Origin of the sequence: Pseudomonas sp. BLCC-B112, assembly GCF_028550695.1 — a bacterium.
Taxonomy (GTDB): domain Bacteria; phylum Pseudomonadota; class Gammaproteobacteria; order Pseudomonadales; family Pseudomonadaceae; genus Aquipseudomonas; species Aquipseudomonas danubii.
On record NZ_JAQQGK010000004.1, the window covers coordinates 336,915 to 361,644 of the forward strand.

Below are 24,730 nucleotides of genomic sequence, written 5' to 3' on the forward strand. Positions count from 1 at the left end.
GTGCGTCAAGTCTGTTGGTTATAAGAATTCCGATCCATATTCTAAAGTAGCGATTACTTGCTCCTGAGTGTTTCCCTTAGATGATTTCATCAAGCCCCTTGGTTGATTGGTTATTAGAAGGCCTGGAACTGGATGCCAGCCTGTTTCATGTCGGGCGTTACTGCGGTGGCTGGCACGCCAGCACCCAGGGGCTGGCCCGGGCCAGTTTCCACCTGATCGTCCAGGGCCATTGCTGGCTGCACATCGATGGCTTGCCCGAGGCGCTGCGCCTGGACGCCGGAGATGCGGTGTTTCTGCTACAGGACCTGGGCTATCGACTGTCCAGCGCCCAGCAGTCCGCAGTGGCGCAACAACTGCCGCGCATGGCCATGACGGCCCTGGATTCCAGCGCCCAGGATGGCGTGGGCCTGGTCTGCGGCTTCTTCCACTTCAAGTCGGGATTGTCTTCGCTGATCATCGACGGCTTGCCGGGCTGGCTGATCCTGCGGGCCGGCGATCCGTCCCTCAGCGCCGCCCGTGCGCTGTTCCAACTGATTCTCGACGAGTGCCAGCGCACCCCGGCACCGTCCTCGGCCTTGCTGGAGCGTCTCAGCCACCTGCTGTTCCTCTATGTGCTGCGCCAGCAGGTCAGCGACAACCAGGACCTCGGCGGCCTGGTGGCCCTGGCTCGGCATCCGGGATTCGCCCCGCTGCTGGAACAGTTGATCCAGCAACCCGGCCAGCCCTGGCCCCTGGAAAGCATGGCGGCCCTGACCGGGCTGTCGCGTTCGGCGTTCTTCAAGCGTTTCAATGAACTGGCCGGGCAGTCCCCGGGGCAGGTGCTGCTGGCCCTGCGCATGCGCCATGCCTGCCAATTGCTCAAGGCCAACCAGACCGTGGAGCAGGCAGCGGCGAGCGTGGGTTATCAATCCATCGCCGCCTTCACCCGGGCCTTCACCAAGGCCGTGGGCCTGCAGCCCGGGGCCTATCGCAAGCAGCATGAAGGGCGCTGAGTGGCACCCGCACAGGGTTTAACGGCGGTGCACCAGGGAGCGCACCAGCCTGTCGCCGCCGCTCTGTACTCCCTGCACCAGCAACACCAGGACCAGCACCGTGGCCACCATGATCTGGTTGTTGAAACGCTGATAGCCGTAGCGGATCGCCAGGTCGCCCAAGCCGCCGCCCCCGATGACCCCGGCCATGGAGGAGAAGCCGATCAGCATCACCAGGGTCAGGGTCAGCCCCGCCAGCAGTGCCGGCAAGGCCTCCGGCAGCAGCGCCTTGAAGATCACATGGCCGATATGCCCGCCCATGGCCAGGATCGCTTCGATCCGGCCCTTGTCCACCTCATCCAGGGCGTTCTCGACGATCCGTGCAAAAAATGGAAAGGCGCCGATGGTGATGGGCACCACCGCTGCGGTGCTGCCCAGGGTGGTGCCGACCACCAGCCGGGTCAGGGGAATCAAGGCGATCAGCAGCACCACAAAGGGCAAGGAACGTCCCAGGTTGACCAGGGTGCCCAGCAGGCGATTGATCCGCGGCATGGGGCGCAGACCGCCCTTGCGGCTAACGAACAGCAGCACGCCCAGAGGCAAGCCGATCAGCACCGTGAACAGCGAGGCCAGGAGCACCATGTACAGGGTCTCGCCGGTGGCGTTTATTAGCAGTTGCGCCAGTTCCTGCCAATCAATACTGCGGTTCACAGGCGTTCACTCCGGATGCCTCGCTGGGCCAGGGCCGTCAGCAGTTGCTGGAATTTTCCGACGTCGGCACCGGCGGCAGCGATGCGCAGGCGCCCTACCCGCCGGCCGCCCACCGACTCGACCCCGCCAGCCAGCACCTTGAGCTCCAATGCCTGCTGGCGACTCAGTTGTGCAAGCAGCGGCGCGGCACGCTGGTTGTCGAAAAATGTCAGCTCGGCCTCGGGCTGGCTGCCGTTGAACGGCAGGTTGTAGCCCGGCAGCAAGGCGCGACCCAGGGCCGATTGCGGGTCTGCAAGCAGTTGGGCAATCGCACCGCACTCCAGCAACCGGCCCTGGGCCAGGGAAGCGGCATGGCTGCAGATGGATTTGACCACCTCCAATTCGTGGGTGATCAGCACGATGGTCAGCCCCAGCTCGCGGTTGATTTGCGCCAGCAGTTGCAGGATCGAGGCGGTGGTTTCCGGGTCCAGGGCGCTGGTGGCTTCATCCGAGAGCAGATAACGGGGGCCGGCGGCCAGGGCTCGGGCAATGCCTACCCGTTGCTTCTGGCCACCGGACAGTTGGGAAGGAAAGGCCTGGGCCTTGTCGCTCAGCCCTACCATGTCCAGCAGTTCGAGGACCCGGGCTTGTCGCTGCGGTTTGCCCAGGCCGGCGATTTCCAGGGGCACGGCGACGTTGTCCTGCACCGTGCGTGAATGCAGCAGGTTGAAGCCCTGGAAGATCATGCCGATGCCCTGGCGCTGCCTGCGCAGCTGGCCTTCGGACAGCGTGCCGAGGTCCTGGCCATCGATCAGGATGCGCCCGCTGCTGGGGCGCTCCAGCAGGTTCAGGCAGCGCAACAGGGTCGACTTGCCGGCACCGCTGCGGCCGAGAATGCCGTAGACCGCGCCGGCGGGAACCGTCAGTGACACCCGATCCAGGGCCGGCGGCTGGCCTTCGCCATAGACCTTGCTGACCTGCTCCACCTGGATCATGGCTGGCGGTCCGCGGCCGGGATCACCGAACCCTTGTAGGACTCGGTGATGTACTTGACCACTTCAGGAGAACGCAGGTCCTTGGCCAGCTGCCGGATGCGTGGGTCGTCCTGCAGCTGGGGGGTGGTCACCAGGATATTGGCGTAGGGATTGTGTTCGGCCTGTTCCAGCCCCAGGGCATCCTTGGCTGGCACCAGGCCCGCTTCCAGGGCGTAGTTGCCGTTGATCACCGCCAGGTCGACATCTTCCAGGGCCCGGGGAATCTGCGGTGATTCGATTTCCAGGATCTTCAACTGCCTGGGGTTGTCGGCGATGTCCTTGGGGGTGGCCTGGTCACGGGCCGGATCGCTGAAGCCGGGCTTGAGGCGGATCAGCTGGTAACTCTGCAGCAGGTACAGGGCGCGGCTCAGGTTGGTGACATTGTTGGGCACCGCCACTGTGCCGCCCTGTGGTACCTGATCGAAGCTCTTGTGCCGCTGGGAGTAGATGCCCAGGGGTTCGATGTGCACGCTGGCGGCCACCGCGAACGGCTGGCCCAGGGCCTGTTCCTGGGACTTGAGATAAGGCAGGTGCTGGAAGTAGTTGGCGTCCACATCGCCGTGGGCCAGCAACTCATTGGAGTTCACGCCGTTGGGAATCTCGATGATCTGCAACGCCAGTTGCGGGTCGAGCTTCTGCACATAAGCGAGGATCTGCGCGTGGGGCACCGGGTCTGCCGCGACCCGCAACGGCTGCGCGGCAACCGCCGGCAGGAGGTGACCCAGGCCGGCCAGCAGCGCCAGGGCAAACAGGTTCTTGTTCAACATGGTTATGTCCTTGGGTCGGCGAATCGGGATCAGGCACTCAGGGCCTTGGGTACCAGGGCATCGGGGTAGAAGCGCTGGGCGACATCGGGGTGGGAGCGCAGGCGGCCCTTGAGGTAGTTCCAGCCCACCTCACGAAACAATGGATTGTCCGGATCGCTGGCCGGGCCCCGGGCTTCCTGCAACAGGGCTGCGGGCAAGGGATACAGCGGCACTCGGGCGTCCAGTTGGGCGCCGAGGAAAAAGGCAATCGACAAGCGATCGCGGTCCGCCGGTGGCGAGAGCACCCGATGCACCGTGGCCCGCAGGTAGCCGTGGGTGGCCAGTTCCAGCAGCTCGCCGATGTTCACCACCAGGGTGTTGTCCCTGGGGAGTGCGTCGATCCAGCGGCCCTCTTGCACTTCCACCTGCAGACCGGCCTGCTGGTCCTGCAGCAAAAAGCTGAGGAATCCGGAATCCTTGTGGGCGCCTACGCCCTGGTTGCTTTGTCCCGGGGCGCGGCCGGGATAGCGGATCAGCTTGATATGTTCATTGGGCCGCTCGCCGTACAAGGGATCGAAAGCATGCTCCGGCAATGACAGGGCCTGGGCAAAACCTCGCAGCAGGCGCAGCGACATGCCGGTCATTGCCTGCTGCCACTCCAACAACAGGGGCTTGAAGTGCGGCAACTGTGCCGGCCACTGATTGGGACCTTGCAGGCGGGCCCAGGGTGGACTTTGCGGGTCCTGGGGCAAGGCCTGGCGCTCGGCGCCCAGGTCGAACTGCTCGCGCAGGTCCGGCTGGCCTCGGGTAATCTCCGAGGCCGCGCGGTTGTAGCCGCGAAAATGCGGCGAGTGGATCATGCCCACCGCCGCCTTGTCGGCGTCGGGCAAGGCAAAGAAGGCCCGGGCCTGATCCTGCACCCGACGCAGCAGGCCACTGTCGATGCCGTGCCCGGTGAGGTAGAAGAACCCGACATCCCGCGCCGCCTGGCGCAGGCTCTGGAGAAAGGCCTGGCGCTGCTCCGGGCGCCCCTCCAACTGGCTCAGGTCGAGCACGGGTAACGCGGTGATATCCAGCGAGTGCGGCATGTTTCACTCCCCTGTGAATTGACGACGTCCGAGGTGCGTGTCTCAGAGCTTGGCGATGGACACTTCAGTGGACTTCACGAAGGCGATCACTTCACTGCCGATCTTCAGTTCCAGGTCGCGCACCGAGCGGGTGGTGATCACCGAGGTGACAATGCCCGAAGCGGTCTGCACGTCGATTTCCGATACCACCTGGCCTTCGTGGATCTCCTTGATCACGCCTTTGAACTGGTTGCGTACGTTGATCGCTTGAATGGTCATGCTGAAAATTCCTCTGCTGGCACCGGACTCTGGAATTGAGCGGCTGGTGACAAACATGCACCTTTAGCCAAAGCCTTCAAAGGAATAAATAATTAGAATTTTATGCATTTTAGGAATATATGATTTCCACCCTCGCCCTGGGCTTGGCGGGCCTTGACCGCCGCCCATGGCTTTGTTTCCCTGTGCCCTCCCCATCCGACTCGCTACAGATCCCAGGAGGCAGCATGCGCACGCTCGAGCTCGCGGATACCCAGGTTCCGGTCATTGGCCAGGGCACTTGGCGCATGGGGGAGGATCGCCGGCAGCGGGATCAGGAAATCGCCGCGCTGCGCAGCGGAATCGAGCTGGGCATGACCCTGATCGACACCGCGGAGATGTACGGCGAAGGCGGCGCCGAGGAGGTGGTCGGCCAGGCCATTGCCGGGCGCCGCGATCAGGTGTTCCTGGTGAGCAAGGTGTATCCCCACAATGCCAGTCGCAAGGGTCTGCCTTTGGCCTGCGAACGCAGCCTGCAACGCTTGGGTACCGAGGTCATCGACCTGTACCTGCTGCACTGGCGCGGACAGTATCCGCTGGCGGAAACCGTCGAAGCCTTCGAACGGCTGCGCGAAGCCAGCAAGATTCGCCGTTGGGGGGTCTCCAACTTCGACGTGGCTGACCTGGAGGAACTGGATGCACAGGCCTGCGCCACCAATCAAGTGCTGTACAACCTGGAGTCGCGGGGTATCGAGTTCGACCTGTTGCCCGCCTGCCAACAGCGACGGATGCCGCTTATGGCCTATTGCCCGATCGGCCAGGGCGGCGCCTTGCTGGCCGAACCGGTATTGCAGCAGATTGCCCGGAACCACGGGGTTACCTCAGCCCAGGTAGCCCTGGCCTGGTTGCTGCGCCAGGACCAGGTGCTGGTGATTCCCAAGGCAGTGCGCCCGGCGCACCTGCGGCTCAACGCCCAGGCCGGTGAACTGCAACTGGAACCCCAGGACCTGCAAGCCCTGGATCAAGTGTTTACTCCGCCCCGGCGTAAACAGCACCTGGAGATGGTCTGAAACCGCTGTAACGGAATAAGAAACTCTCGAGTTCAGGAAAAGTTACAAAAGACTAGTTGCAAGAAAATGGCTGATAGGAAAGTTGCTGTTTCAGACAAACAACTAAGTTCCAGATAAACATAAACACCACAAAGCTACTTTGTACCCAGCTATTTAAGAATTGTCTGATCCCTGGTTGGCATGCCCCACAATTACAGTTGGCGGATGAGATTAAAAAGCTACCTGCATCAGATCAATCCCCTTTTTTCCAGTCCTGAAGCAGCCCGTCGGCTGCTTCGTGTCGTGGCGCTGATTTTTTTGATCGGCCTGCTGGGTGCCGTTTACAACTTCTTGCGTTCAAGTATCAGCAACGAGTTGTCACAACGGCGCAGCTACATGAGCAGCGCCATTGCCGAAGCCCAGACTTTCTTCACCAGCCGTGAAGCCCTGCTGGAAAGCCTGAGCCTGTCCGCCGTACACAAATCCCGGCAGAACGAGGCCTACGAGCCCAGTGCCGACCCGGCGGAGGAAATCCACTTGCATCTGGGTGGGCCGGAGGGAAACCAATGGGGGATCTGGCTTACCAAACGCATGCGCGACTATCTCAAAAGCAAACAGTTGAACCTGCTGTATGTCCCCGGCGGCGAACAATCCCAAGTGCAACGGCTGTTCAGTACCCAGCCTGAATCGGCGTATCTGCCCGGACCGCTGCTGGCCAAATTGGCCACGCTGAAGTTCTCCGAAGTCCCGCCGGGTGAAGAGTTGTGGCTGATGGATCACTCCTCGGGCACTGCCCAGTTGTACATTTTCACCCGCCTTGACGAGCGCTACGCCAACTCTGGCTGGCTGGGCCTGGAGATGGACGGCAAGAGTGTCTCCGCGGCCCTCAGTGACCAGAGCGCCGGGGATTTCATGATGTTCAATTCCCACGGCGGGCTGATTTTCAGCAGCACCCCCAGCGCACAACTGAGCGAGGACGTGCAGCAGGTCAAGGGCGGCAGCTTCTTCGGCTTTCTCGGCGGCCGCTGGTGGCCCGACCATCTGGTGATCCGCAAGCAACTGGGGTCATCGGACTGGCAACTGGTGTACTCCTTCGACTTGCACAATCTGCTCAAGAGTCTTTGGCCGCAATTGTTTGTAGCCTTGCTCATCAGCCTGTTCGGCATGGCACTGATCGGTTTCTTGACCCACTGGGTCGAGGTGCGCCTGATCGCTCCAGCGCTGGACCGGATCCAAGCCTTGATCGAAAGCGAAGCTTTCAGTCGCGACGTGATCCAGATCGCTCCGGTAGCCCTGTGCGTGCTGCGTCGCAGCGATGGCCGGGTGGTGCTGGAGAACACCCTGTCTCAGCAATGGCTGGGCAATGGCACCGAGCGCGATCAACTCTGTGCCGGCTGGATCGAACAGGCCTTCGATCCCAACCGCCCCAATAGTTCGGATTACTTTGAAACCGCCGATGGCCGCCATCTCTATCTCAGCTCGGCACCGACCCGCTACAACGGCGAGGACGTGCTGTTCTGTGCCTTCAGCGATATCAGCGCACGCAAGCAGATCGAAGCGGCCCTGGAAGAAGCCAAACGCCTGGCCGATACCGCCAACGAAGCCAAGACGCTGTTCCTGGCCACCATGAGCCACGAAATCCGCACACCGCTGTACGGCGTGCTCGGCACCCTTGAACTGCTCTCCCGAACCCACCTGGACAACCAGCAAAAGGATTACCTGCGGGCCATCGAAGGCTCCTCCGGCACTCTGCTGCAACTGATTTGCGACGTGCTGGATGTGTCCAAGATCGAGGCCGGGCAGTTGGCCCTGGAACTCAGTGAATTCTCCTCCCTGGATCTGGTGCACGAGATCATCCAGGGCTATGCCGCTGCCGCCCACGCCAAGGGACTGCAGTTCTATGCTTGCGTGGACCCGCAGTTGCCGGAAATTCTTCTTGGTGATGTCACACGGATCCGCCAGATCCTCAGCAACCTGCTGAACAACGCGGTCAAGTTCACCGACTCAGGACGTATCGTCCTGCGAGTCCGGGTGGACAGTCGTGACGGCGAACGCAGCAACATCCTCTGGCAGGTATCTGACACTGGCCGCGGCATCGCCCAGGACGACCAGGCGCTGATCTTCGAGCCCTTCTACCAGACCGAAGGCAACACCAATGTCATCGCCGGCACGGGCCTGGGCCTGCCGATCTGCCAGCGCCTGACGCAGTTGATGAACGGCAACATCCGCATGGTCAGCGAACTCGGGCTGGGCAGCAGCTTTACCCTCACCCTGCCCCTGGAAGCCTGCCCCATGGTGTCCCACACCCCGCTGATCAGCCCGCTTTTGCCGGAGATGATCTATGTGGTGTCCCCGGTCCGCGAACTGGCGGAATCCGTAGCCGGGTGGTTACGGCGCTGGGGCGCCCGGGCCCAGTTCAGCCTGCCCACGCAGTCGGATCGCAGCCGCGGCAACGTGCTGATCGAGCTGCACCCGGGGATCGTCGAGCATCGCCTGGAGCCCGATTGGCAGGGCCCTCTGGTGCTCGCCAGTGGTGACGGCCACAACGAACCGCGGATCCGTGGCGGCAGCTGGCAGGTGAACACCAACAACCTGCGGGCGATCCACCAGGCGGTGAGCCAGGCACAGGGCGTCTGGGTGGCCCAGAGCGAGGAACATACCGACAGCCGCGAACTGAAAAAACTCAGCCTGCATGTGCTGGTGGCCGAAGACAACGTGATCAACCAGTTGATCCTCAAGGACCAGTTGGAGGAGCTGGGCTGCAGCGTGGAACTGGCCTCGAACGGAGAAGATGCCTTGTCCATCTGGAGAAACGGGCACTTCGACGTGGTGTTGACTGATGTGAACATGCCGAAGCTCAACGGCTATGAACTGGCCAAGGAGCTTCGACGTCAAGGCTGTTCGATCCCGATCATCGGGGCGACGGCCAATGCAATGCGCGGAGAAGAAGAGCTCTGTCTTGCAGCCGGGATGAACCACTGCCTGGTCAAGCCCTTTGCACTAAGAGCGTTGTTCAACTATCTGGCGCCCTATGAAAGAGCCCCTCATGAAGTCCTGTAGCATTTTGATCGTCGAAGATCAGCCGTTTCAGTACATGTACCTGCAACACTTGTTCAACGAGCTGGGGCCTTACCAGCTGGAGGTCGCGAGCAACGGTTCCGAGGCTCTCGAGCGTCTCAAGCAACGGCATTTCGATCTGGTACTGACAGATCTGCTGATGCCTGGCATGGACGGTGTGCAGTTCATCCAGGGCCTGGCCAAGCACCGCGTACGCCCGGCCCTGGCAATCATGAGTGCCTCTTCCCGGCGCATGTTGATGGGCGCCAGCCTGGTGGCTCGAAACCTGGGCCTGCGGGTCATAGGCTTGATTTCCAAACCCGTGAGCCTGGCGGCACTGCGCAGCCTCACCGCGCAGCTACCGGAGCTGATCAGCAGCGAGCCGCCGCCAGCGATCTGGGTCGAGTGCAGCACTGAGACCCTGCAACACGCCCTGCGCAATTCGCAGATTCAAGCCTGGTTCCAGCCCAAGAAAGCCCTGAACAACGGCCGCATCGTCGCCGCCGAGGCGCTGGTGCGCTGGATGCACCCGCAACACGGCATGCTGTTGCCCTGCGACTTTCTACCGGAACTCACCGAGGCGGGACTCGAAGAGGAGCTGTTGTGGCTGATCCTCGAACAGGCTCTGGAAGCTCAGGTGCGCTGGCGGGAAGACGGCTATGACATTCCGGTGTCGATCAATCTGCCAACCCACCTGCTCAACAGCGCCGACCTGGCCGATCGACTGCATGACTTCGTGATCCAGCGCCAGGGCATACCCGGCAAGATCTGCTTCGAGCTGATGGAGTGCTCCACTCCGGAACACATCAGCAACTTCTACGCCGGTGCCTGCCGCCTGCGCATCAAGGGTTTCGGCCTGTCCCAGGACGATTTCGGCAAGGGCTACAGCTCCTACATGAATCTGGTGTCGACGCCCTTTACCGAGCTGAAGATCGATCGGGCCCTGGTCCAGGGCTGCCACAACAACGAGGAAATCGCCCAGGCCCTGACCAGCATCATTGCGCTGGGCCGCCAACTGGGCCTGACAGTGGTCGCCGAGGGCGTGGAGAGCGCACAGGAACTGGCCCTGCTGCGCAAAATCGACTGCACCCAGGTGCAGGGCTTCCTGATTTCCCACGCGGTGTCCTCGCAACAGTTTCAACAACTACTGGCCCAAGACGGACCAGCGACCCTGTACTAGCCGATGAGCCCTTTGCTCACCCACGCAACCTTCACTCATCGCTGACGGCCTTGCTTCAGAGAGAGGAATCTCGGAGTCGAGGCCCTTATATGCATTTGGGAATTCAGTGATGAAATACCGCGACACCTTCCTGGAGAGTCTCAGTCGAAGCTCGATCCGGTTGAACAAGGGTCTGTTGATTCTCGCGGGCCTGACGCTGCTGCTGTTCACCCTTCTCTACTGGGCCGCCCAACGCCTGATCAATGAACAGGACAGCACGGTAAAGCTGCATTTCACCGGACTGATGGAAAACATCCAGGAACAAGAGCTGTTCCTCCGGCGCCTGGCCAGCCACCCGTCCATACAGGCATTGCTGGCCGACGAACCCACTGCGCAGTATCTGCAGCAGCCCCTGCCCAGCGAGGGAGAAACCGCTTACGAAGGGCAACAAGCGCCCTATTCGACGCCTTTCAGCCTGAACTTCAATCACCAGCAACTGGCCGCCAGCGAGCTGCCCAAGGTGTTCGCCCTGGGCATGCACCTGTCGACGTTCTACGGTGCCTTCTGGTCCACCTCGCACTATCAAGCACCACGCACCTTCCTCTTCAACACCTTCGGCAACTTCGACATCAGCGTTCCCGCGGCGCGGCACACCCGCGGCACTCCCTGGAACAGCGACATGCCCTACAGCAGCGTGGTGGATAGGGTCCTGCGGCACCTGGCAGTGAAGAACAACGACCTTCCGAACAATCAGGTCTACTGGGAAACATACAATGTGCCGGCCTCGGCGCAGGTTTCACCCAAGCTGCTGGCCTACATCAGCCTGCATGCAGGGCCGCAACAGTTGCGCACCCAGGGCACGCACGAGTCGATGGTGGTCGCCTCGCTGCTGAACCTGGACGATGTCAATAACATCGAGCGCCTCATGAACTGGTCGATCTATGACGACTTCACCCTGATCGAACCTTCCGGCAGCATCCTCACCGGCTCCCACGTCCGTGCCGACGCCCTGCACGAGGGCCTCAACTTCGGCTGGCAAGGGATGGTCTTCAAGGTGACGAGCCACACCCCGGCGCTCTGGACCGGGATCTACAGCATCAGCTACAAGAGCTACTTCGGCTACGCCCTGTGGACCCTGGCAGGCCTGCTGACCCTGGCCCTGGGCGCGTTCTTCAGCGGCTGGGCCGCCAGTCGCTGGTATCGCAACAAGGTAGTGACGCCGGCGCAACTGGCGCACCAGAGCATTGCCGAGAGTGAAGCCTTCAGCCGGGTGGTACTCGACACCGCGCCCACGGGCCTGTGTGTGGTGCGTCGGGAAGACTTCAAAGTGCTGCTGGAAAATCGTCAGGCCGAACAATGGCAAGGCACGACAAAACTGCTGGCCCTGCTGCAGCAGGACCAGCGCTTGATGGACAACGACGAGACCAGTCTCGATGTCGACGGACGCCATTTGCAGGTTGGCCTGGTCTCGACCCGCTACCAGGGCCAGGAGGTGCTGCTCTGCACCTTCAACGACGTCACCCAGCATGTCGAGGACGCCCAGGTACTGGAACAGGCCAGGCGTTCGGCGGACGCGGCCAACGAAGCCAAGACCCTGTTCCTCGCCACCATGAGCCACGAGATCCGTACCCCGCTCTATGGCATGCTCGGCACCCTTGAACTGCTGGGCCTGACCCAACTGGATCCGCGCCAGAGCGATTACCTGCAAACCATCCAGCGCTCCTCCAGCACCTTGTTCCAACTGATCAGCGACGTTCTCGACGTCTCCAAGATCGAATCCGGGCAGATGAGCATCGACCCGGAGGCGTTCTGCCCCCTGGACTTGGTGGAAGATGCCTTGCACGCCTACGCCGCCTTTGCCGAACGCCGCGGGCTGCTGTTCTACGCCTGCATCGACCCGAGCCTGCCGGACCTGATGCTGGGGGACGCCAACCGTATCCAGCAGATTCTTAGCAACCTGCTGAGCAATGCGATCAAGTTCACCGATTGCGGCCGGGTGGTACTACGCGTCCGGGTACTGGAGCAGGACGCGCGCCAGGCCAGCATCGAATGGCAAGTCACCGATACCGGGATTGGCATCTCGCCCTTGCAGCAACCCCAGTTGTTCGACCCCTTCTATCAGGTCCGCGACGCTTCCAGCGAAGCCGGGGCCGGGCTGGGTCTGACGATCTGCCAGCGCCTGAGCGACATGATGGGTGGGCAGATGCAGGTCATCAGCGAGCCAGGACTGGGCAGCAGCTTTTCCCTGCGCCTGACCCTGCAGCGCCTGCCGGGGACCTTGTCGCGAGCCGAGCCACTGCCCGAAGGGCCGCCTGTGTATGTCCGCGCACCGGTGCCGGAACTGATGAAAAGCACGTGCGACTGGCTCAACCGCCTTGGGGTCCAGGCCTATCCGCTGCCCACCAGCTGGGATGACAACCCCCAGAGCAGCGTCCTGATCGACATGCTGCCCCGGGACGCCCAGCCCACCTGGCCCGGCCCCTGCGTCAGTGCCAGTTCCAGCGGTCGTTGGCACAGCAGCAGCTTGCAGCCGGCGCACTGGGAGGTCGACGCCCACGACATCCGTGCCATCGCCCAGGCCGCAGCGCTGGCCCGCCAGGGACAGCCGCTGCATCTGGCACAGCGCGAACCCGACACCTTGCAATGCCTGAACCTGAACATCCTGGTGGCGGAAGACAACCCCATCAACCAGGCCATCATCAAGGAGCAGCTGGAGGCCCTGGGTTGCCAGGTAACCCTGGCGGCCAATGGTGAGCAAGCCCTGGAACAGTGGCTGCCGCAACGGTTCGACATCGCCTTGACCGACGTCAACATGCCGGTCATGAACGGCTACGACCTGGCCAGAGAGTTGCGTCTGAGGGAGCCGGAACTGCCGATCATCGGCGTCACTGCCAATGCCTTGCGCGAGGAAGGCCGCCGTTGCCTGGCTACCGGAATGAACAGCTGGATCGTCAAGCCCATGAGCCTGCAGACCCTGCGGGGGCAATTGTCGAAACTCTGCCAGGTGCCCGGCAAAAGCGCCCCGCTCGCCGCCAGACCTGGGTTGCGAAGCGAAAACCGGCCCGTGTCACCCCACCCCGTCAGAGACCGTATTCAGGTCTCGGAGCGGATGCGACCGCTGTTTCTCAGCACCATGCACGATGACCTGCAACGGCTGGCCAAAGCCCTGGAAGCCGGCTCCGGCAAGGCGGCGGCCGAGCGTCTGCACAGTATTGCCGGGGCCATGGGGGCGGTGCAGGCCGGGGCGCTGGCCAGGGCCTGCGCCGAACTGGAGTGCCAATTACTGGAAAACACCCTGAGCCCGACACTGGTAGCTCAAGTCAGGCAACTGATGCAGCACTTGTCGGAACTCCTGTTGCCCCTTGAATAATGGGTGGCAGGGTTTAATGTACCGTCAGTCTCATGTTTCTTTACTCATTTGCGTATTACACGGGTGTGTTTGCCATGGAAAAACTGAAAGTAGTCATTGCTGACGATCACCCTATTGTCTTGCTGGGCGTACGCGAGTTGATGGAGCGCGACGAACGTTTCGAAATCGTCGGTGAAGCGGTGTGTTCCAAAGGCCTGATCCAGCAATTGGAAGCCAAACAGGTGGACATCGTGATCACCGACTACAACATGCCTGGAGACTCACCCTACGGTGATGGCCTGAAGCTGGTGGAATACCTCAAGCGTAACTTTCCGCACCTGCAGATCCTGATCCTCACCATGATTTCCAACCAACTGATCCTCACCCGCCTGCACGAGTTGGGCGTGGTTGGGGTCATCCAGAAAAGCCAGCTGCACGAAGAGATCCAGACCGCCCTCAAGGCCATCGCGCAAAAAGGCGTCTACCGCAGTCTGGAGCCGGCTTCCAACTCGGTGATGGAATCCAATGTGGCGATCGATGAGCGCATCTCCACCCTGTCGCCCAAGGAGTTCGAAATCCTCCGCCTGTTCGTGTCCGGCAAAAGCGTCAGCGACATCGCCCGCAGCCAGAACCGCAGCTCCAAGACCATCAGTGCCCAGAAGATCTCCGCCATGCGCAAGCTGGAGGTACAGAGCGACCAGGACCTGCTGACCTACTGCATAGGCCGCAATATCTTCAACTGAACGCCCCCACAAGGAATTGATCGACAATGGATACTGCATCATCAGCCAGGAGCAACGACTCGCTGGAACTTCAGCGCCTGCAGGGAGCCTGGGAGCAAATCTCAATGGAGGACAGCGGCGTGCTGAATCCGCCGGACGAACACAGTGCGCCCGGCGCCCTGACCCTGATCGAAGGTGATCAGTTTCGCGTGCTGACGGTGGCGGGAGACGTGCTGCTGGCCGGAAGCTTCACCCTCGACAGCAGCACCACCCCCAAGTCGATCACCTGGATCGACTCCATCGGCGCCGATGCGGGCAAGCCCTTGCCCGCCAGCTATGAGCTGACTGAGGACGACTTCGTGTTCATCGCCGCCGATGAAGGCCAACCCCGGCCAACCCGCTTCAGCACCGGGCCAGGCCAGACCCTGCGGCGCTTCGTCCGGGTCCGCCAGGGCCAGTGACCCTCGCCCCCGGCGCACAAACGCCGGGGGCAAGCGGCTTCAGCTCCGCGCTATCACCTCGAAATCTCACCAGCCAACGCCGGGTCTTGGGCGTCCACGGCCCACCAGCTTGGCAACAACTGCCGCACCCTGGGCTCGGCAAAGCGATCGTCGATCAACATCAACACGCCCCGATCGGCCTGGCTGCGAATCACCCGCCCTGCCGCCTGCACCACTTTCTGCAGTCCGGGATAGAGGTAGGTGTAGTCGTACCCGGAGCCGAACAGCCTGGCCATGCGTTGTTTCATCTGCTCGTTCAACGGGTTGAGCTGAGGCAGCCCGAGGGTGGCGACAAAGGCGCCAATGAGTTTTGAGCCCGGCAAGTCGATGCCCTCGCCGAAAGCCCCGCCGAGCACGGCGAACCCGATGCCCTGCCCCTCTGCGCGAAACTGCTGGAGAAAGCCCAGGCGCGACGCTTCATCCATGCCCCTGGACTGCAACCACAGGGGAATCTGCGGGTGCTCGCGAGCCAACAGCTCGGCCACTTGCTGCAGGTAATCAAAGCTGCTGAAGAACGCCAGGTAGTTGCCCGGCCGCGCAGCGAACTGCTGGGCCAACAGCTCGACGATGGGCGCCAGGGACGCCTGTCGATGCACATAGCGGGTGGAGATGCGGCTGACGATATGCACGTCCAGCTGCGCGGCGGCAAACGGCGACTCCACGTCCAGCCACACCGTGGTCTGGGGCAATCCCAGCAGGTCGCGGTAGTAATGCTGCGGGTTGAGGGTGGCGGAAAACAGCACCGTACTGCGGGCCGCCGTCAGTCGCGGCCCGAGCAGCGGCGCCGGCACCACGTTGCGCAGGCTCAGCCGCGACAGGCTGCGCCTGGCACTCAGGGAGCGCTTGCTGATATCGAAGATGAACTGCTGTTCATCGAACAGCTCCGCCACCCGGGCAAATTGCAGCAGTTCGAAATACAGCCCCTGCAAACCAACGTCCAGGCCCTGAGGCTGCTCGTTGAAGTAGTCCCCCAGGGCCGCGACACACAAGGCCAGCGCCCTGAGCAAGGCCGTCGGGAGTTGGTCATAGGCCTGGTATGGCGCGAGCTGTTCCTTGTGCAAGGCGTTCCATTCGCGGTTGAGCCGTTGCAACGAACTTTTCAGCGCCTGGGGCGCAGTGCTGCGCACGCTGGCCAGCGTTTGTTGATCCAGGCTGGCGCTGTACATGCCACGTCCGCGCTCCACCAGGTTATGGGCCTCGTCCACCAGCACCGCCACTTGCCATTGATTGGCCTGGGCCAGGCTGAACAGCAAGGCGCTGAAATCGAAATAATAGTTGTAGTCGGCCACCACCAGATCGCTCCAGCGGGCCATCTCCTGACTCAGGTAGTAAGGACAGACCTGATGCGCCAGGGCCACCTCGCGCAGCGCCTGGCGATCCAGCATCGGCACCTGGCTGGCCGCCTGACGCGCCGCGGGCAGGCGCTGGTAGAACCCCTTGGCCAGCGGGCAGGACTCGCCGTGGCAAGCCTTGTCCAGGTGTTCGCAGGCCTTGTCCCGGGCCACCAGTTCCAGGACCCGCAACGGCAGTTGGGACTGGCTGGCGAACAGCACCCGGGCCGCATCCAGCGCCAACTGCCGCCCCGGGGTCTTGGCGGTGAGAAACAGCAGCTTGTCCAGTTGCTGCGGGGCCATGGCCTTGAGCATGGGAAAGATCGTGCCCAGGGTCTTGCCGATACCGGTGGGCGCCTGGGCCAGCAGGCAACGGCCAGTGCTGACCGCCTTGTACACCGATTCCGCCAGGTGCCGCTGGCCAGGGCGGAACTCGCCATGGGGAAAAACCAGGGCCCCAGTGGCCTGGTCACGGGCCTCGCGGTGGCGCATTTCCTGCTGCGCCCACTCCAGGAACACCGCGCACTGCCGATTGAAGAACGCCTGCAATGCCTCGGCACTGTGCTCCTCCACCAGGGCGGTTTCCTGCTCGCTGAGGATGTCGTAATACACCAGCGAGACCCGGATACTCGGCAGTTGCAGGCTCTGGCACAACAGCCAGCCATAGACCTTGGCCTGGGCCCAGTGCAGTTGCCGGTGGTTGTCGGGCATGCGCGCCAGGTCGCCCCGATAGGTCTTGATCTCCTCCAGGAGGTTCTGCGCCGGGTCATAACCGTCCGCCCGGCCCTTGACCAGCAACTCGCCGTATTGACCCTCCAGGGCCACTTCGCTCTGGTAGCCGGGATTGCGCCGGGAGGCCACGGTGCGGTGCCCGACTACTCCCTCCAGGGCGGTAGGCGATGGGGTGAAACGCAGATCCAGGTCGCCGCTCTTGGCGCTGAACTCGCACAAGGCGCGCACCGCAATGCGGTAACTCACGTCGACAGGTCCTGCCATTGCACATAGCACACCGCCACCGGCATCCGGTGCTCCTGGCAGAAGTCCAGCCAGCGCAGCTGGTTGTCCTGCAGGCGGTCGCCCGGACCCTTGACCTCGATCATCCGGTAGGTCCTGGCCTCGGGCCAGAACTGGATCAGGTCCGGCATACCGGCCCGGTTGGCCTTGATATCCAGCAACAGGCGCTCAAACCAGTGTTTCAGGTGCTCGGCCGGCAGGCAGTCGAGGGCCTGCTCCAGCAACTCCTCGGTCAAGGCCCCCCAGAACACGAAGGGCGACTGCAGGCCCCACTTGTCGACAAACCGCTGGCGGATGCTGTCCCGGTAGCGACCATCGTCCAGCTCCTCCAGGCAGGCCTGGAACAGATCGCTGCGCCGCTGATGAAAGTCCTCGCTCAGCAGATCCACCGGCCCGCGCTGGAACGGGTGGAAGAACGCCCCCGGCAAGGGAGCGAAGATCGCCGGCCAGCACAGCAACCCGAACAGCGAATTGATCAGGCTGTTTTCCACGTAGTGCACCGGCGCCTGGGGCTGCTGCAGATGGGCCTGGACATGCAGCTCCACCGCCAGCCCATCGGCGTCACGGGGCAGGCACAGATCCAGTCGCGCCACCTCGCGGCTGACCGTCCGAGGCGCTGGCGGGCCACCCAGCTTGCGCCGCAGCCGGGGCATGACCCGCAGCAGCTGCTGGGCCTCGGCGGCGCTCTGGGGCGCCGCCGCAGCCTGCTCGGCCAGCGCCAGCGCCGCCTGATACTCGGCACTGAGCTCCAGGACCCGGATCAACCGCAGGCGAGCACCGGGGTAGGCACATTGCTGGTAGATCTCCCGGGCCTGCCGCCAGTCCGTCAACCGCTCGCAATGCTGCCCCAGCTGGAACAACAGCTTGCCGCGGCGTTTCTCCAGCCAGGGGTTGGCGGTGCTGAAAGCCGCGATGCGCGCGAGCACCGCGTCCACCTCCTCCCCGGCCTCGAAGGCTTCCTGACACTGGTGCAGGTAGATGAAGCCGTCCACGTCGTCACGGCTGCGCAAGCCACGGGCATCGGCACTGATCTCGACCTTTTCGTAGCTGTAGATCCCCAGGTCCGCCAGCACGAATTCCGACCAGTCCTGGTAGAGATTGCCGAAGAACATCAAGCGCAGGCGATCGCACAACGGCATGACCGTCAGGCTCAGCAGCCGGTCCGCCAGTGCCGGGCACCATTGGCCGAAAGCCCGGGGTTGCGGGTACAGCGCCTGCAGGGTCTCCAGCCACTGGTTCTTCTTGGCCTTGGCCACCAGCCCCTGGTCACTGAAGCACTGCAGGATCTCGGACTTTTGCAAAAGGCCGAACAACTCGTCCAGGGCCAAGGGTGCCTGCTCATCGACCCAGCCCAACGCCAGCAGCGGCTGCAGGGCCCGGGCGCTGTCGCCGATCTCCGGGTAACGCAACTTGCCGAGGCGAAAATGCCGCCCCTTGCGCATCACCATGCGCACCAGCAAGGCCTGGGATGGCTGGGGCAACTGCGCGAAATCGGTGATGAAACGCTGCTCTTCATCGCGCAGCACATCGGCATAGCGCAGCTCCAGCCAGTTCAGGACTTGCTGGAAGTTGTGCAGGTAATAAAAGGGGTTCTCGAGGGGATTGGAAGTCACTGAACGAAGGCGCCACGGCTGGACTGGTACTGGTTATGCGTACAGATAACAGCCGACGACCCGGTCTGGCAAACACTATTGGATAAATGGCGGGAAGAAGATTTTTCCAGTGCCCAGGCGAACTTTCGTCGTCTTCACGACACCAAGGGGCCATGCTTATAGTGTCCGGCGCAACACGGATACCCCTACCGATAAGAGGTCTATATGAATGTGAAGAACCTGGGATTGCTCCTGGCCAGTGTCGCCGCCCTGGCCCTGACCGGCTGCGCCTCACCCACCGTGGTGACCTTGCAGAACGGTACCCAGTACCTGACCCGGGACCAGCCCAAGACCAAGACCGCTGATGGCTTCTACGAATTCCAGGACATTTCCGGCAAGACCATCCGGGTCAAGGCGGACGATGTGGCCACCGTTCGCCAGGAACAATGATTCAGCCGTGCACCTCAGTGCGACCAGGGAAAGGGTCCCTGCCCCGGCTCGCAGACAATCCCCAGGGGCTTGCCGCGCTTTGACATCTCGTCACGCACTTGCTGGCAGCGCTGCCGCTCCCGGGCTTCGGCGTTATCGATACTGATGTTGCCCGTGCTTTCTGGCGCCTTGCCGTCCCCCAGACGGAAATTTGCAATGGGTTGCTCCGGCTGCAGATTGAAGCGACTGGGTGCTGGCTCCTGCTTCTCGGCTGGCGCCGGCTGGCCAGCCGGCAATTGATCCGGGGTCACTCCGTAACGTTTCAGAATCGAGCTCTGAGGCAGCTCTTCGGCCGATGCCATGAGCGCCCACAGGGCCAGCACCAGTCCGCCCGCACACCTCTTGCTATTACTCACTGTCAACACTCTCCTGCCTTTTCCTTGAATCGATTACTGCTCAATACCTTGGGTAACGCATGACCAGGCTTGGGTTTTACAAGTATTTGAGTCGCCAATCGACCAACAGGTCACGATTTTCTTACCAAGTCAGCGCGGAGCCCGTTGCGAGCCCCACGCTGCGGGTCCATCAGGCGAGGGTGATGCCCGAGCCGTTGAGGTGTGCGAGGCTGACGCCCACCAGGGTCACCGAGTCATGGCCGAAGGTCAGCACGGTGTCATTGCCGCTGCTACTGGCGTGGGCCCGATAGTCCTGGTCCGGCAGCACGCCGCTCACCCCCATGAACACCAGCTTGTCGCCACTCTGGTAGCCGAGGATGCGGTCCTGGCCGAAATGACCGGTGAACAGGAAGGTGTTGTTGCCCCCTCCCGACTCCATCAGGTCATTGCCGGCGCCACCGACGAAGACATCGTTGCCCTTGCCGCCGATCAGGTGATCGTTGCCCTCCAGGCCGAACAGCCAATCGCCGCCGGCATGGGCCTTGAGCAGGTTGTCGCCGCCGTCGCCCTTCACCGAAGACGCGTACTGGGTCAGTTGGCTGCCCACCTTCAACCCCTGGTCGGTGACCTGGTGGAACACATCATCCTTGAACAGCCCCCAGAGAAACCCCGGCTCCTTGCTCTGAATGGCGCCGATGTCGCGGGTCATGCTGATCCCGCCGCTGGCGTCGCGCACGTACAGGGTCCCGGCGCCGTCGCTGGCGAAGCTGTAGTCCTTCACCGAGTGCTGCAGGTCCAGGGTGTTGCTGCCCTTGCCGCCGAGGATGATGTTGTAGCCGCCGTCATCGCGGAAGGTGTCGTTGCCGTCGCGGCCTTCCAGGTAATCGTTGCCGCCCCCGCCCTGGATCAGGTCGTTGCCGTCGCTGCCAATGATGAAGGTGCTGCCCTTGTGGGTATCGGCGTTGCGGTTCAGATCCTGGACCCAGGTGCTACCCCGGGCCGGGTCCGACAGGTTGGCCACGACAATGGTGGAGTCCTTGCTGGTGAAGTCATAGAACTGCGACTGCAGCACCCGGGTCAGGCCATCGCCGTAGCCGGTGGGCAAGTGAGAAATCCAGGTGGGGATGTTGAGGATCGAGAACGGCAGCGCGTTCCACAGGGTCGAGGCGTAATGGTCGTTGAAGTTGACGATGTTGTTGGTGGCCGAGTCCTGCTGGGCGTCGTGCACACCCAGGGACGACAGGTTGAAGTTGTAACCGTCCAGGGCGCGGAACACCGGGTCGTTTTCATAACCGATGTTCAACACCTTGTCGCTGGTGCTCTGGGTCGGCGAGGCATAGGCGATGTAGTTGGCATCCTTGTAGAACCCGGACCAGCGTTCGCTGCTCAGGTCCGCCAGGCTGTTGACCCCCAGCCCGCCCAGGCTGTGGCCACTGACCAGGATGTCCTTGCCCGACAGGCCATTGGCCTGGGCAAAAGCCGCCACATCGGCGAACAGTTTGCCGAAGGCCTCACCGGCGTAGTTCTTCGCATAGTCCTTGGGTCCCAGGGCGGCCAGCAGGTCACTGATGACATCACCGATGGTGTCGCCGATCACCGATTCCCGGGGGCCGCTGGTGCCGCGAAAGGCGATGCCGATGGAACTCAGGTGGCCCTGGGCATCGTACTTGCCGAGGATCTCCACCTGGGCCGTGCCGTAGCCGTCCTTCTCGCCGAAGAAGGTGCCCCGGGCATCCACCTTGCCGCTGTAGCCCAGTTGCTGGGCACTGAGGGTGGACCACCCGGCCTGGTGCAACGCGTCCTTGGCGGCCTGCTCCGAATCCGGGTTCCAGGGAATGCCGGGGATAACGCCCTGGGAATCGCTGCTGCCGATCAGCGCGGTGATCAGGGTCGCCGGCAGGCCAAGGCCGAAGCCGTTGTGCTGGTAACCCACGGCAAAGCCGTTGTCGAGGTTGTGATAGGAATACAGCGTGATCGCCAGCGCATCGGAAAACAGCGCTTTGGAGTCGGCTGCGGTGAAGTTCTTGTAGTCAAACACACCCATGGTATTGCCTCTCTATTGTTGGAATTGTCAGAGAAAGCTCAGGCCCTCGCAGGCCCCGTTTCCGGGTCTGGAGGACCTGTACAACACCTTGCACATCCGTTGCCTGGGTCTTAGAAAGTCCAGTCCAGGGTCAAGCCGACCCCATGGTTCCGGTCACGGCTGCCCAGCAACCCGTTGTAATCCAGATTGACCCGGGTCTGTCGACCCAGGGCAATGCCCGCCCGTGCACCGACGACCGCCGCATCGCGGTCCAGTGACAGGCTCTGCACCTTGTAGCTTTGTCCACCGTCGGCAAACGCCAGATGCTGGTCGGCGCCGGTGGCGCTCAGATTGTGCTGCCAGCCGAGGGTAGCGGACAGTTCCACAGTCTGCCCGGAAGACAACTGCAACTGCTTGCCGGCGCGCATGCCCAAGGTCGAGAGCCAGGCCTCGCGATTGTCGCTATCGCCCTTGAGTGCCGTGGCGCCGCCGTGTTCCTTGAAACGCTCGTTGTCCACATGCACATAGGCCAGGCTGGCAAAGGGTTCCAGGGCCATGGGCTGCAGATCCAGGTGCCACGCCGCTTCGCCGAACAGCTGCAGGCTGCGGGCATCACGCTTGCTCTTCTGGCGATCGGCAACCTCGTCATATTGCAGCTCGCGCCGAATGGCGATGCGGTGCCAGCTGTAGGAACCGCCCAGGCTCAGGCGCAGTTGCGCAAGCTCGCGTCCGGCGTAGGCACCCAGGTGGTAGCTGTCGATGCTGGCCGAAGAATGCCGGCCATCGCCCATGCTCAGCGAGCTGTCGCTGTAGCCGGTGAACACGCCCAGGCGGGTGCTCGGGTCCACTTGCCCGTCGACACCGGCCAGCAGACCGCCAATGGAGCTGGTATAGCCGGCTCGATCCTGGCCGCCGTCGGCCTTGCCCCAGGCGCCCAGGGTCTTGAGCCACAGCCCCTGCTCGCCGCCCTCGACGGTAGGCACCGCGTCCCCGCCCTGCTGGCGTAGCCGCTCACCCATCGCGTCACGCAGGTAGCGGTTGTCATTGAGCAACTGGCTGCCAACGGCCGGATGAATTTCCCCGGACAGTTGCTCGAAGGCCTGTTGTGCACTGGCCGCGCTGGCGGCCAGCAGCAGGCTTTCATACACCGGGTTGCCCGCCCCCAGTTGCTCGGCAGCATCGGCCACCGAACGCTGGTTGGGGCTCAGGCCGATGCTGCTGAACGAGGTGGCATTGCGCGCCACCGCCAGCTGTACACCGCCGGCGCTGTAATTGAGGTTGCCCCCCAGAAACAGCGAGTTGGACAGCACCGGGCCGAAGCTGCCCTGTACGCCATTGGCGGCCTGCAGGATGTCCAGCTGCCGCCCCACCAGGCTCGGGACCCGTTGCGCATTGAGGGACAACCCCGGATTTTCCAGCTCCAGGGCCAAGCTGGCTCCGCCGAGGGTGGCCTGGCCGTCGCTGACAATCCGGTCGCTGCCGCTGGGGGACACTTCCACCGCGTAGGTCGAACCCGGGAGGAAGTTCACATCGGAGCTGACATGCAAGGTGCCGATGGAGTTGCCCGGAGCCACAATCGCGCCCGCGTTGGCGGTCAGTGCGCCCACGCGGCCCGTGCCGCCGAGGATGCCACCAGCGTTCACCGTCACCGCCGACAGCAGCGAGCCGTTGACCGCCAGCCGCCCCTGATTAACCAGGGTCGGCCCGGCGTAGGTGTTGGCGCCGCTGAGCACCAGGGTGCCGACGCCCTGCTTGGTCAGGCCGCCGTGGCCACTGATGTCGTTGCTCCAGATATCCAGTACGCAGCTGATGTCATTGCAGCGCCGCTGGGTCGGCTTGCCGGCATCCAGCAGCGCGCCATAGCCCGGCAGGTCAGCGACGAACTGGGTCGAACCGTAGCCGCCCTGGATACGGAACTCCTCAGGGATATCCGCTTCGGTCACCAGCATGCCGGGCCCGCGAATCCCCTTGCCCAGATCGATCATCCCCCAGCCGTACAAGGCATCGATGCCCGGGGCACCCAGGTCGGTGGCCGTGGTGCGCAGGACGCTGGCCACCTGCGCCGCACTCATGTAGGGGAAACGCTCCATCAGTACCGCCGCGGCGCCAGCCGCATGGGGCGCAGCCATGGACGTGCCGTTCTTGTTGGCGTAGCCCAGGGTCATGTTCTCCAGGCTGGTGCCACCGATCACCGAGCTGTAGATCCGGGTGCCGGGGGCCGATACGCAGAAGCTCGCGGTGTAGCCGCAGCGGGAAGAAAAGGTACTGATGACATAGGGATCGGCGCTGCCGGTATCGGGGTTCTGCTGCAACGCCGCCACGGTCAGCCAGTTGGGGGCAATCTGCGGCACGAAGTAGGCCAGCCCGGCGATAGCGTCGGGGTTGTTCAGGTTGTAATCGTTGCCGGCGGCAAAAATCGTCAGCACCCCGCTGCGGGCTGCGGCGATCGCCCCGTCGTAGGCACCGCCCGGCAAACTGCCCAGCAACGGCTGGATCTGCGCGAACTGCGCCCGGGCATCGTCCAGGGTGAAGTGCGGGAACGCCGGATCACGACCGCCCTGGCTGAAGTGCTCGGTAATACCGATGCCCCAGCTGTTGTTGATGATCCGCGCGCCACTGGCCACCAGGCCGTCCCAGCCGGCCTTGTACACCGCGCCATCGTTACCGAGGATGATGCCGTCCTCCGGGCCGGGATCGCCGTTGTCGGCGCTGATGATCTGGGCGTCGAAGGCCACCCCGTGCATCGCCCCGCCGTCGCGGTTGCCGGCGGCGATCCCGCCGACATGGGTGCCGTGGGACCCCAGCTTGCCGTCCGAGCCCACCGAAGGTCGGCCGTCATAGACGAAGGCATCGCCGGCCCGCACCGGAATATAGGGATCGGTGTACTGGCGAGTGCCGCTGGTGACCAGGGTCAGCACCTTGCCCGGGCTGGCGAACTCCGGATGCTGGGCATACACCGGCTGGTCGAAGATCCCCAGCTTGACGCCCTTGCCGCTGTAACCGGCGGCATAGGCACTGTCGGCATGAATCGCCCCCAGGCCCCAATCGGCCTTGAACTCGGCGCTGCGCCAGCTGCCGGCGTCGCCCCGGCGGCCGTTCTCCACATAGGGCGCCGCCTGGGCCGTGCCCAGCAGCGCCACCCAGCCCAACAGTGCCGGAGCCAGGGTCAACCATCCCCGTTCCTGCCCCAGCACAGCGCCATCCTTGCGTTTGACTTGCTTCACTACGACCTTCCTTAGTTGTGTTGCGAAATGGCCCTGGCAGGCTCCCTGCCCGCCGCTCGAATGACGTCGTGGAAACGCCATTGCAGATTGACTCCGACACCCTTGTGTCGCTCACCAACACCC

General features: G+C 63.1%; 18 protein-coding genes. 8 read left to right on the forward strand and 10 right to left on the reverse strand.

Features of this window, described 5'->3' with window-relative positions:
• Nucleotides 1–80 precede the first annotated feature (80 nt).
• A complete protein-coding gene (locus PQT43_RS12855) occupies nt 81–992 on the forward strand; it encodes an AraC family transcriptional regulator (protein WP_272754044.1) in 912 nt (303 codons plus the stop codon).
• 18 nt (nt 993–1,010) lie between these two features.
• Here the strand turns inward: PQT43_RS12855 and PQT43_RS12860 are convergent, their stop codons facing one another.
• Genes PQT43_RS12860 through PQT43_RS12880 form a run of 5 tightly spaced genes read right to left on the reverse strand, consistent with a single transcriptional unit; the run spans nt 1,011 to nt 4,787 of the window.
• Nucleotides 1,011–1,682: a methionine ABC transporter permease gene (locus tag PQT43_RS12860; protein WP_442962465.1), complete on the reverse strand. Its 672-nt coding sequence runs from the start codon at nt 1,680–1,682 to the stop codon at nt 1,011–1,013.
• Complete coding sequence (locus PQT43_RS12865) at nt 1,679–2,656, reverse strand: methionine ABC transporter ATP-binding protein (protein ID WP_272754045.1); 978 nt, start codon at nt 2,654–2,656, stop codon at nt 1,679–1,681. The genes PQT43_RS12860 and PQT43_RS12865 overlap by 4 nt, the downstream gene beginning before the upstream one ends.
• Complete coding sequence (locus PQT43_RS12870; RefSeq protein WP_253084827.1) at nt 2,653–3,462, reverse strand: MetQ/NlpA family ABC transporter substrate-binding protein; 810 nt, start codon at nt 3,460–3,462, stop codon at nt 2,653–2,655. Before PQT43_RS12870 ends, PQT43_RS12865 begins: the two co-directional genes overlap by 4 nt.
• A gap of 29 nt (nt 3,463–3,491) precedes the next feature.
• Nucleotides 3,492–4,529 (reverse strand): isopenicillin N synthase family dioxygenase, encoded by a 1,038-nt coding sequence (locus PQT43_RS12875; RefSeq protein ID WP_272754046.1) that lies wholly within the window; start codon nt 4,527–4,529, stop codon nt 3,492–3,494.
• Nucleotides 4,530–4,571: 42 nt separating this feature from the next.
• The gene (locus tag PQT43_RS12880; RefSeq protein ID WP_102865121.1) at nt 4,572–4,787 is read right to left on the reverse strand and encodes a TOBE domain-containing protein; all 216 of its coding nucleotides are present in this window, start codon (nt 4,785–4,787) and stop codon (nt 4,572–4,574) included.
• A gap of 224 nt (nt 4,788–5,011) precedes the next feature.
• Between PQT43_RS12880 and PQT43_RS12885 the strand changes: the two genes are divergently transcribed.
• The 6 genes from PQT43_RS12885 to PQT43_RS12910 all read left to right on the forward strand — a co-directional run bounded on the left by PQT43_RS12885 (nt 5,012) and on the right by PQT43_RS12910 (nt 14,560).
• Complete coding sequence (locus PQT43_RS12885; RefSeq protein WP_272754047.1) at nt 5,012–5,833, forward strand: aldo/keto reductase; 822 nt, start codon at nt 5,012–5,014, stop codon at nt 5,831–5,833.
• Nucleotides 5,834–6,037: 204 nt separating this feature from the next.
• Complete coding sequence (locus tag PQT43_RS12890; protein WP_123391154.1) at nt 6,038–8,872, forward strand: ATP-binding protein; 2,835 nt, start codon at nt 6,038–6,040, stop codon at nt 8,870–8,872.
• Nucleotides 8,859–10,049 (forward strand): EAL domain-containing response regulator, encoded by a 1,191-nt coding sequence (locus tag PQT43_RS12895; protein ID WP_102879435.1) that lies wholly within the window; start codon nt 8,859–8,861, stop codon nt 10,047–10,049. Before PQT43_RS12890 ends, PQT43_RS12895 begins: the two co-directional genes overlap by 14 nt.
• Nucleotides 10,050–10,158: 109 nt before the next feature.
• Complete coding sequence (locus PQT43_RS12900) at nt 10,159–13,398, forward strand: hybrid sensor histidine kinase/response regulator (RefSeq protein ID WP_267268142.1); 3,240 nt, start codon at nt 10,159–10,161, stop codon at nt 13,396–13,398.
• A gap of 74 nt (nt 13,399–13,472) precedes the next feature.
• Nucleotides 13,473–14,120 carry a response regulator gene (locus PQT43_RS12905; RefSeq protein ID WP_102865251.1) on the forward strand — a complete coding sequence of 216 codons (648 nt, stop codon included), beginning with the start codon at nt 13,473–13,475 and terminating at the stop codon, nt 14,118–14,120.
• A gap of 26 nt (nt 14,121–14,146) precedes the next feature.
• A complete protein-coding gene (locus PQT43_RS12910) occupies nt 14,147–14,560 on the forward strand; it encodes a TIGR03067 domain-containing protein (protein ID WP_102865125.1) in 414 nt (137 codons plus the stop codon).
• A gap of 53 nt (nt 14,561–14,613) precedes the next feature.
• Here PQT43_RS12910 and PQT43_RS12915 read toward each other — a convergent pair whose 3' ends face one another.
• A complete protein-coding gene (locus PQT43_RS12915) occupies nt 14,614–16,908 on the reverse strand; it encodes an ATP-dependent DNA helicase (protein ID WP_272754048.1) in 2,295 nt (764 codons plus the stop codon).
• The gene (locus PQT43_RS12920) at nt 16,905–18,557 is read right to left on the reverse strand and encodes a VRR-NUC domain-containing protein (RefSeq protein ID WP_267268140.1); all 1,653 of its coding nucleotides are present in this window, start codon (nt 18,555–18,557) and stop codon (nt 16,905–16,907) included. The genes PQT43_RS12915 and PQT43_RS12920 overlap by 4 nt, the downstream gene beginning before the upstream one ends.
• Nucleotides 18,558–18,761: 204 nt before the next feature.
• On the opposite strand from PQT43_RS12920, the gene PQT43_RS12925 reads away from it, so the two are divergent.
• The gene (locus tag PQT43_RS12925; RefSeq protein WP_102865128.1) at nt 18,762–18,986 is read left to right on the forward strand and encodes a YgdI/YgdR family lipoprotein; all 225 of its coding nucleotides are present in this window, start codon (nt 18,762–18,764) and stop codon (nt 18,984–18,986) included.
• A 14-nt stretch (nt 18,987–19,000) separates the two neighbouring features.
• Here PQT43_RS12925 and PQT43_RS12930 read toward each other — a convergent pair whose 3' ends face one another.
• The 3 genes from PQT43_RS12930 to PQT43_RS12940 form a co-directional block, all read right to left on the reverse strand.
• Complete coding sequence (locus PQT43_RS12930; protein WP_102879440.1) at nt 19,001–19,381, reverse strand: hypothetical protein; 381 nt, start codon at nt 19,379–19,381, stop codon at nt 19,001–19,003.
• Nucleotides 19,382–19,550: 169 nt separating this feature from the next.
• Complete coding sequence (locus PQT43_RS12935; RefSeq protein WP_102879441.1) at nt 19,551–21,404, reverse strand: polyurethane esterase; 1,854 nt, start codon at nt 21,402–21,404, stop codon at nt 19,551–19,553.
• Between the two features lie 110 nt (nt 21,405–21,514).
• The gene (locus PQT43_RS12940) at nt 21,515–24,607 is read right to left on the reverse strand and encodes an autotransporter domain-containing protein (protein ID WP_272754049.1); all 3,093 of its coding nucleotides are present in this window, start codon (nt 24,605–24,607) and stop codon (nt 21,515–21,517) included.
• Between the last annotated feature and the right edge of the window lie 123 nt (nt 24,608–24,730).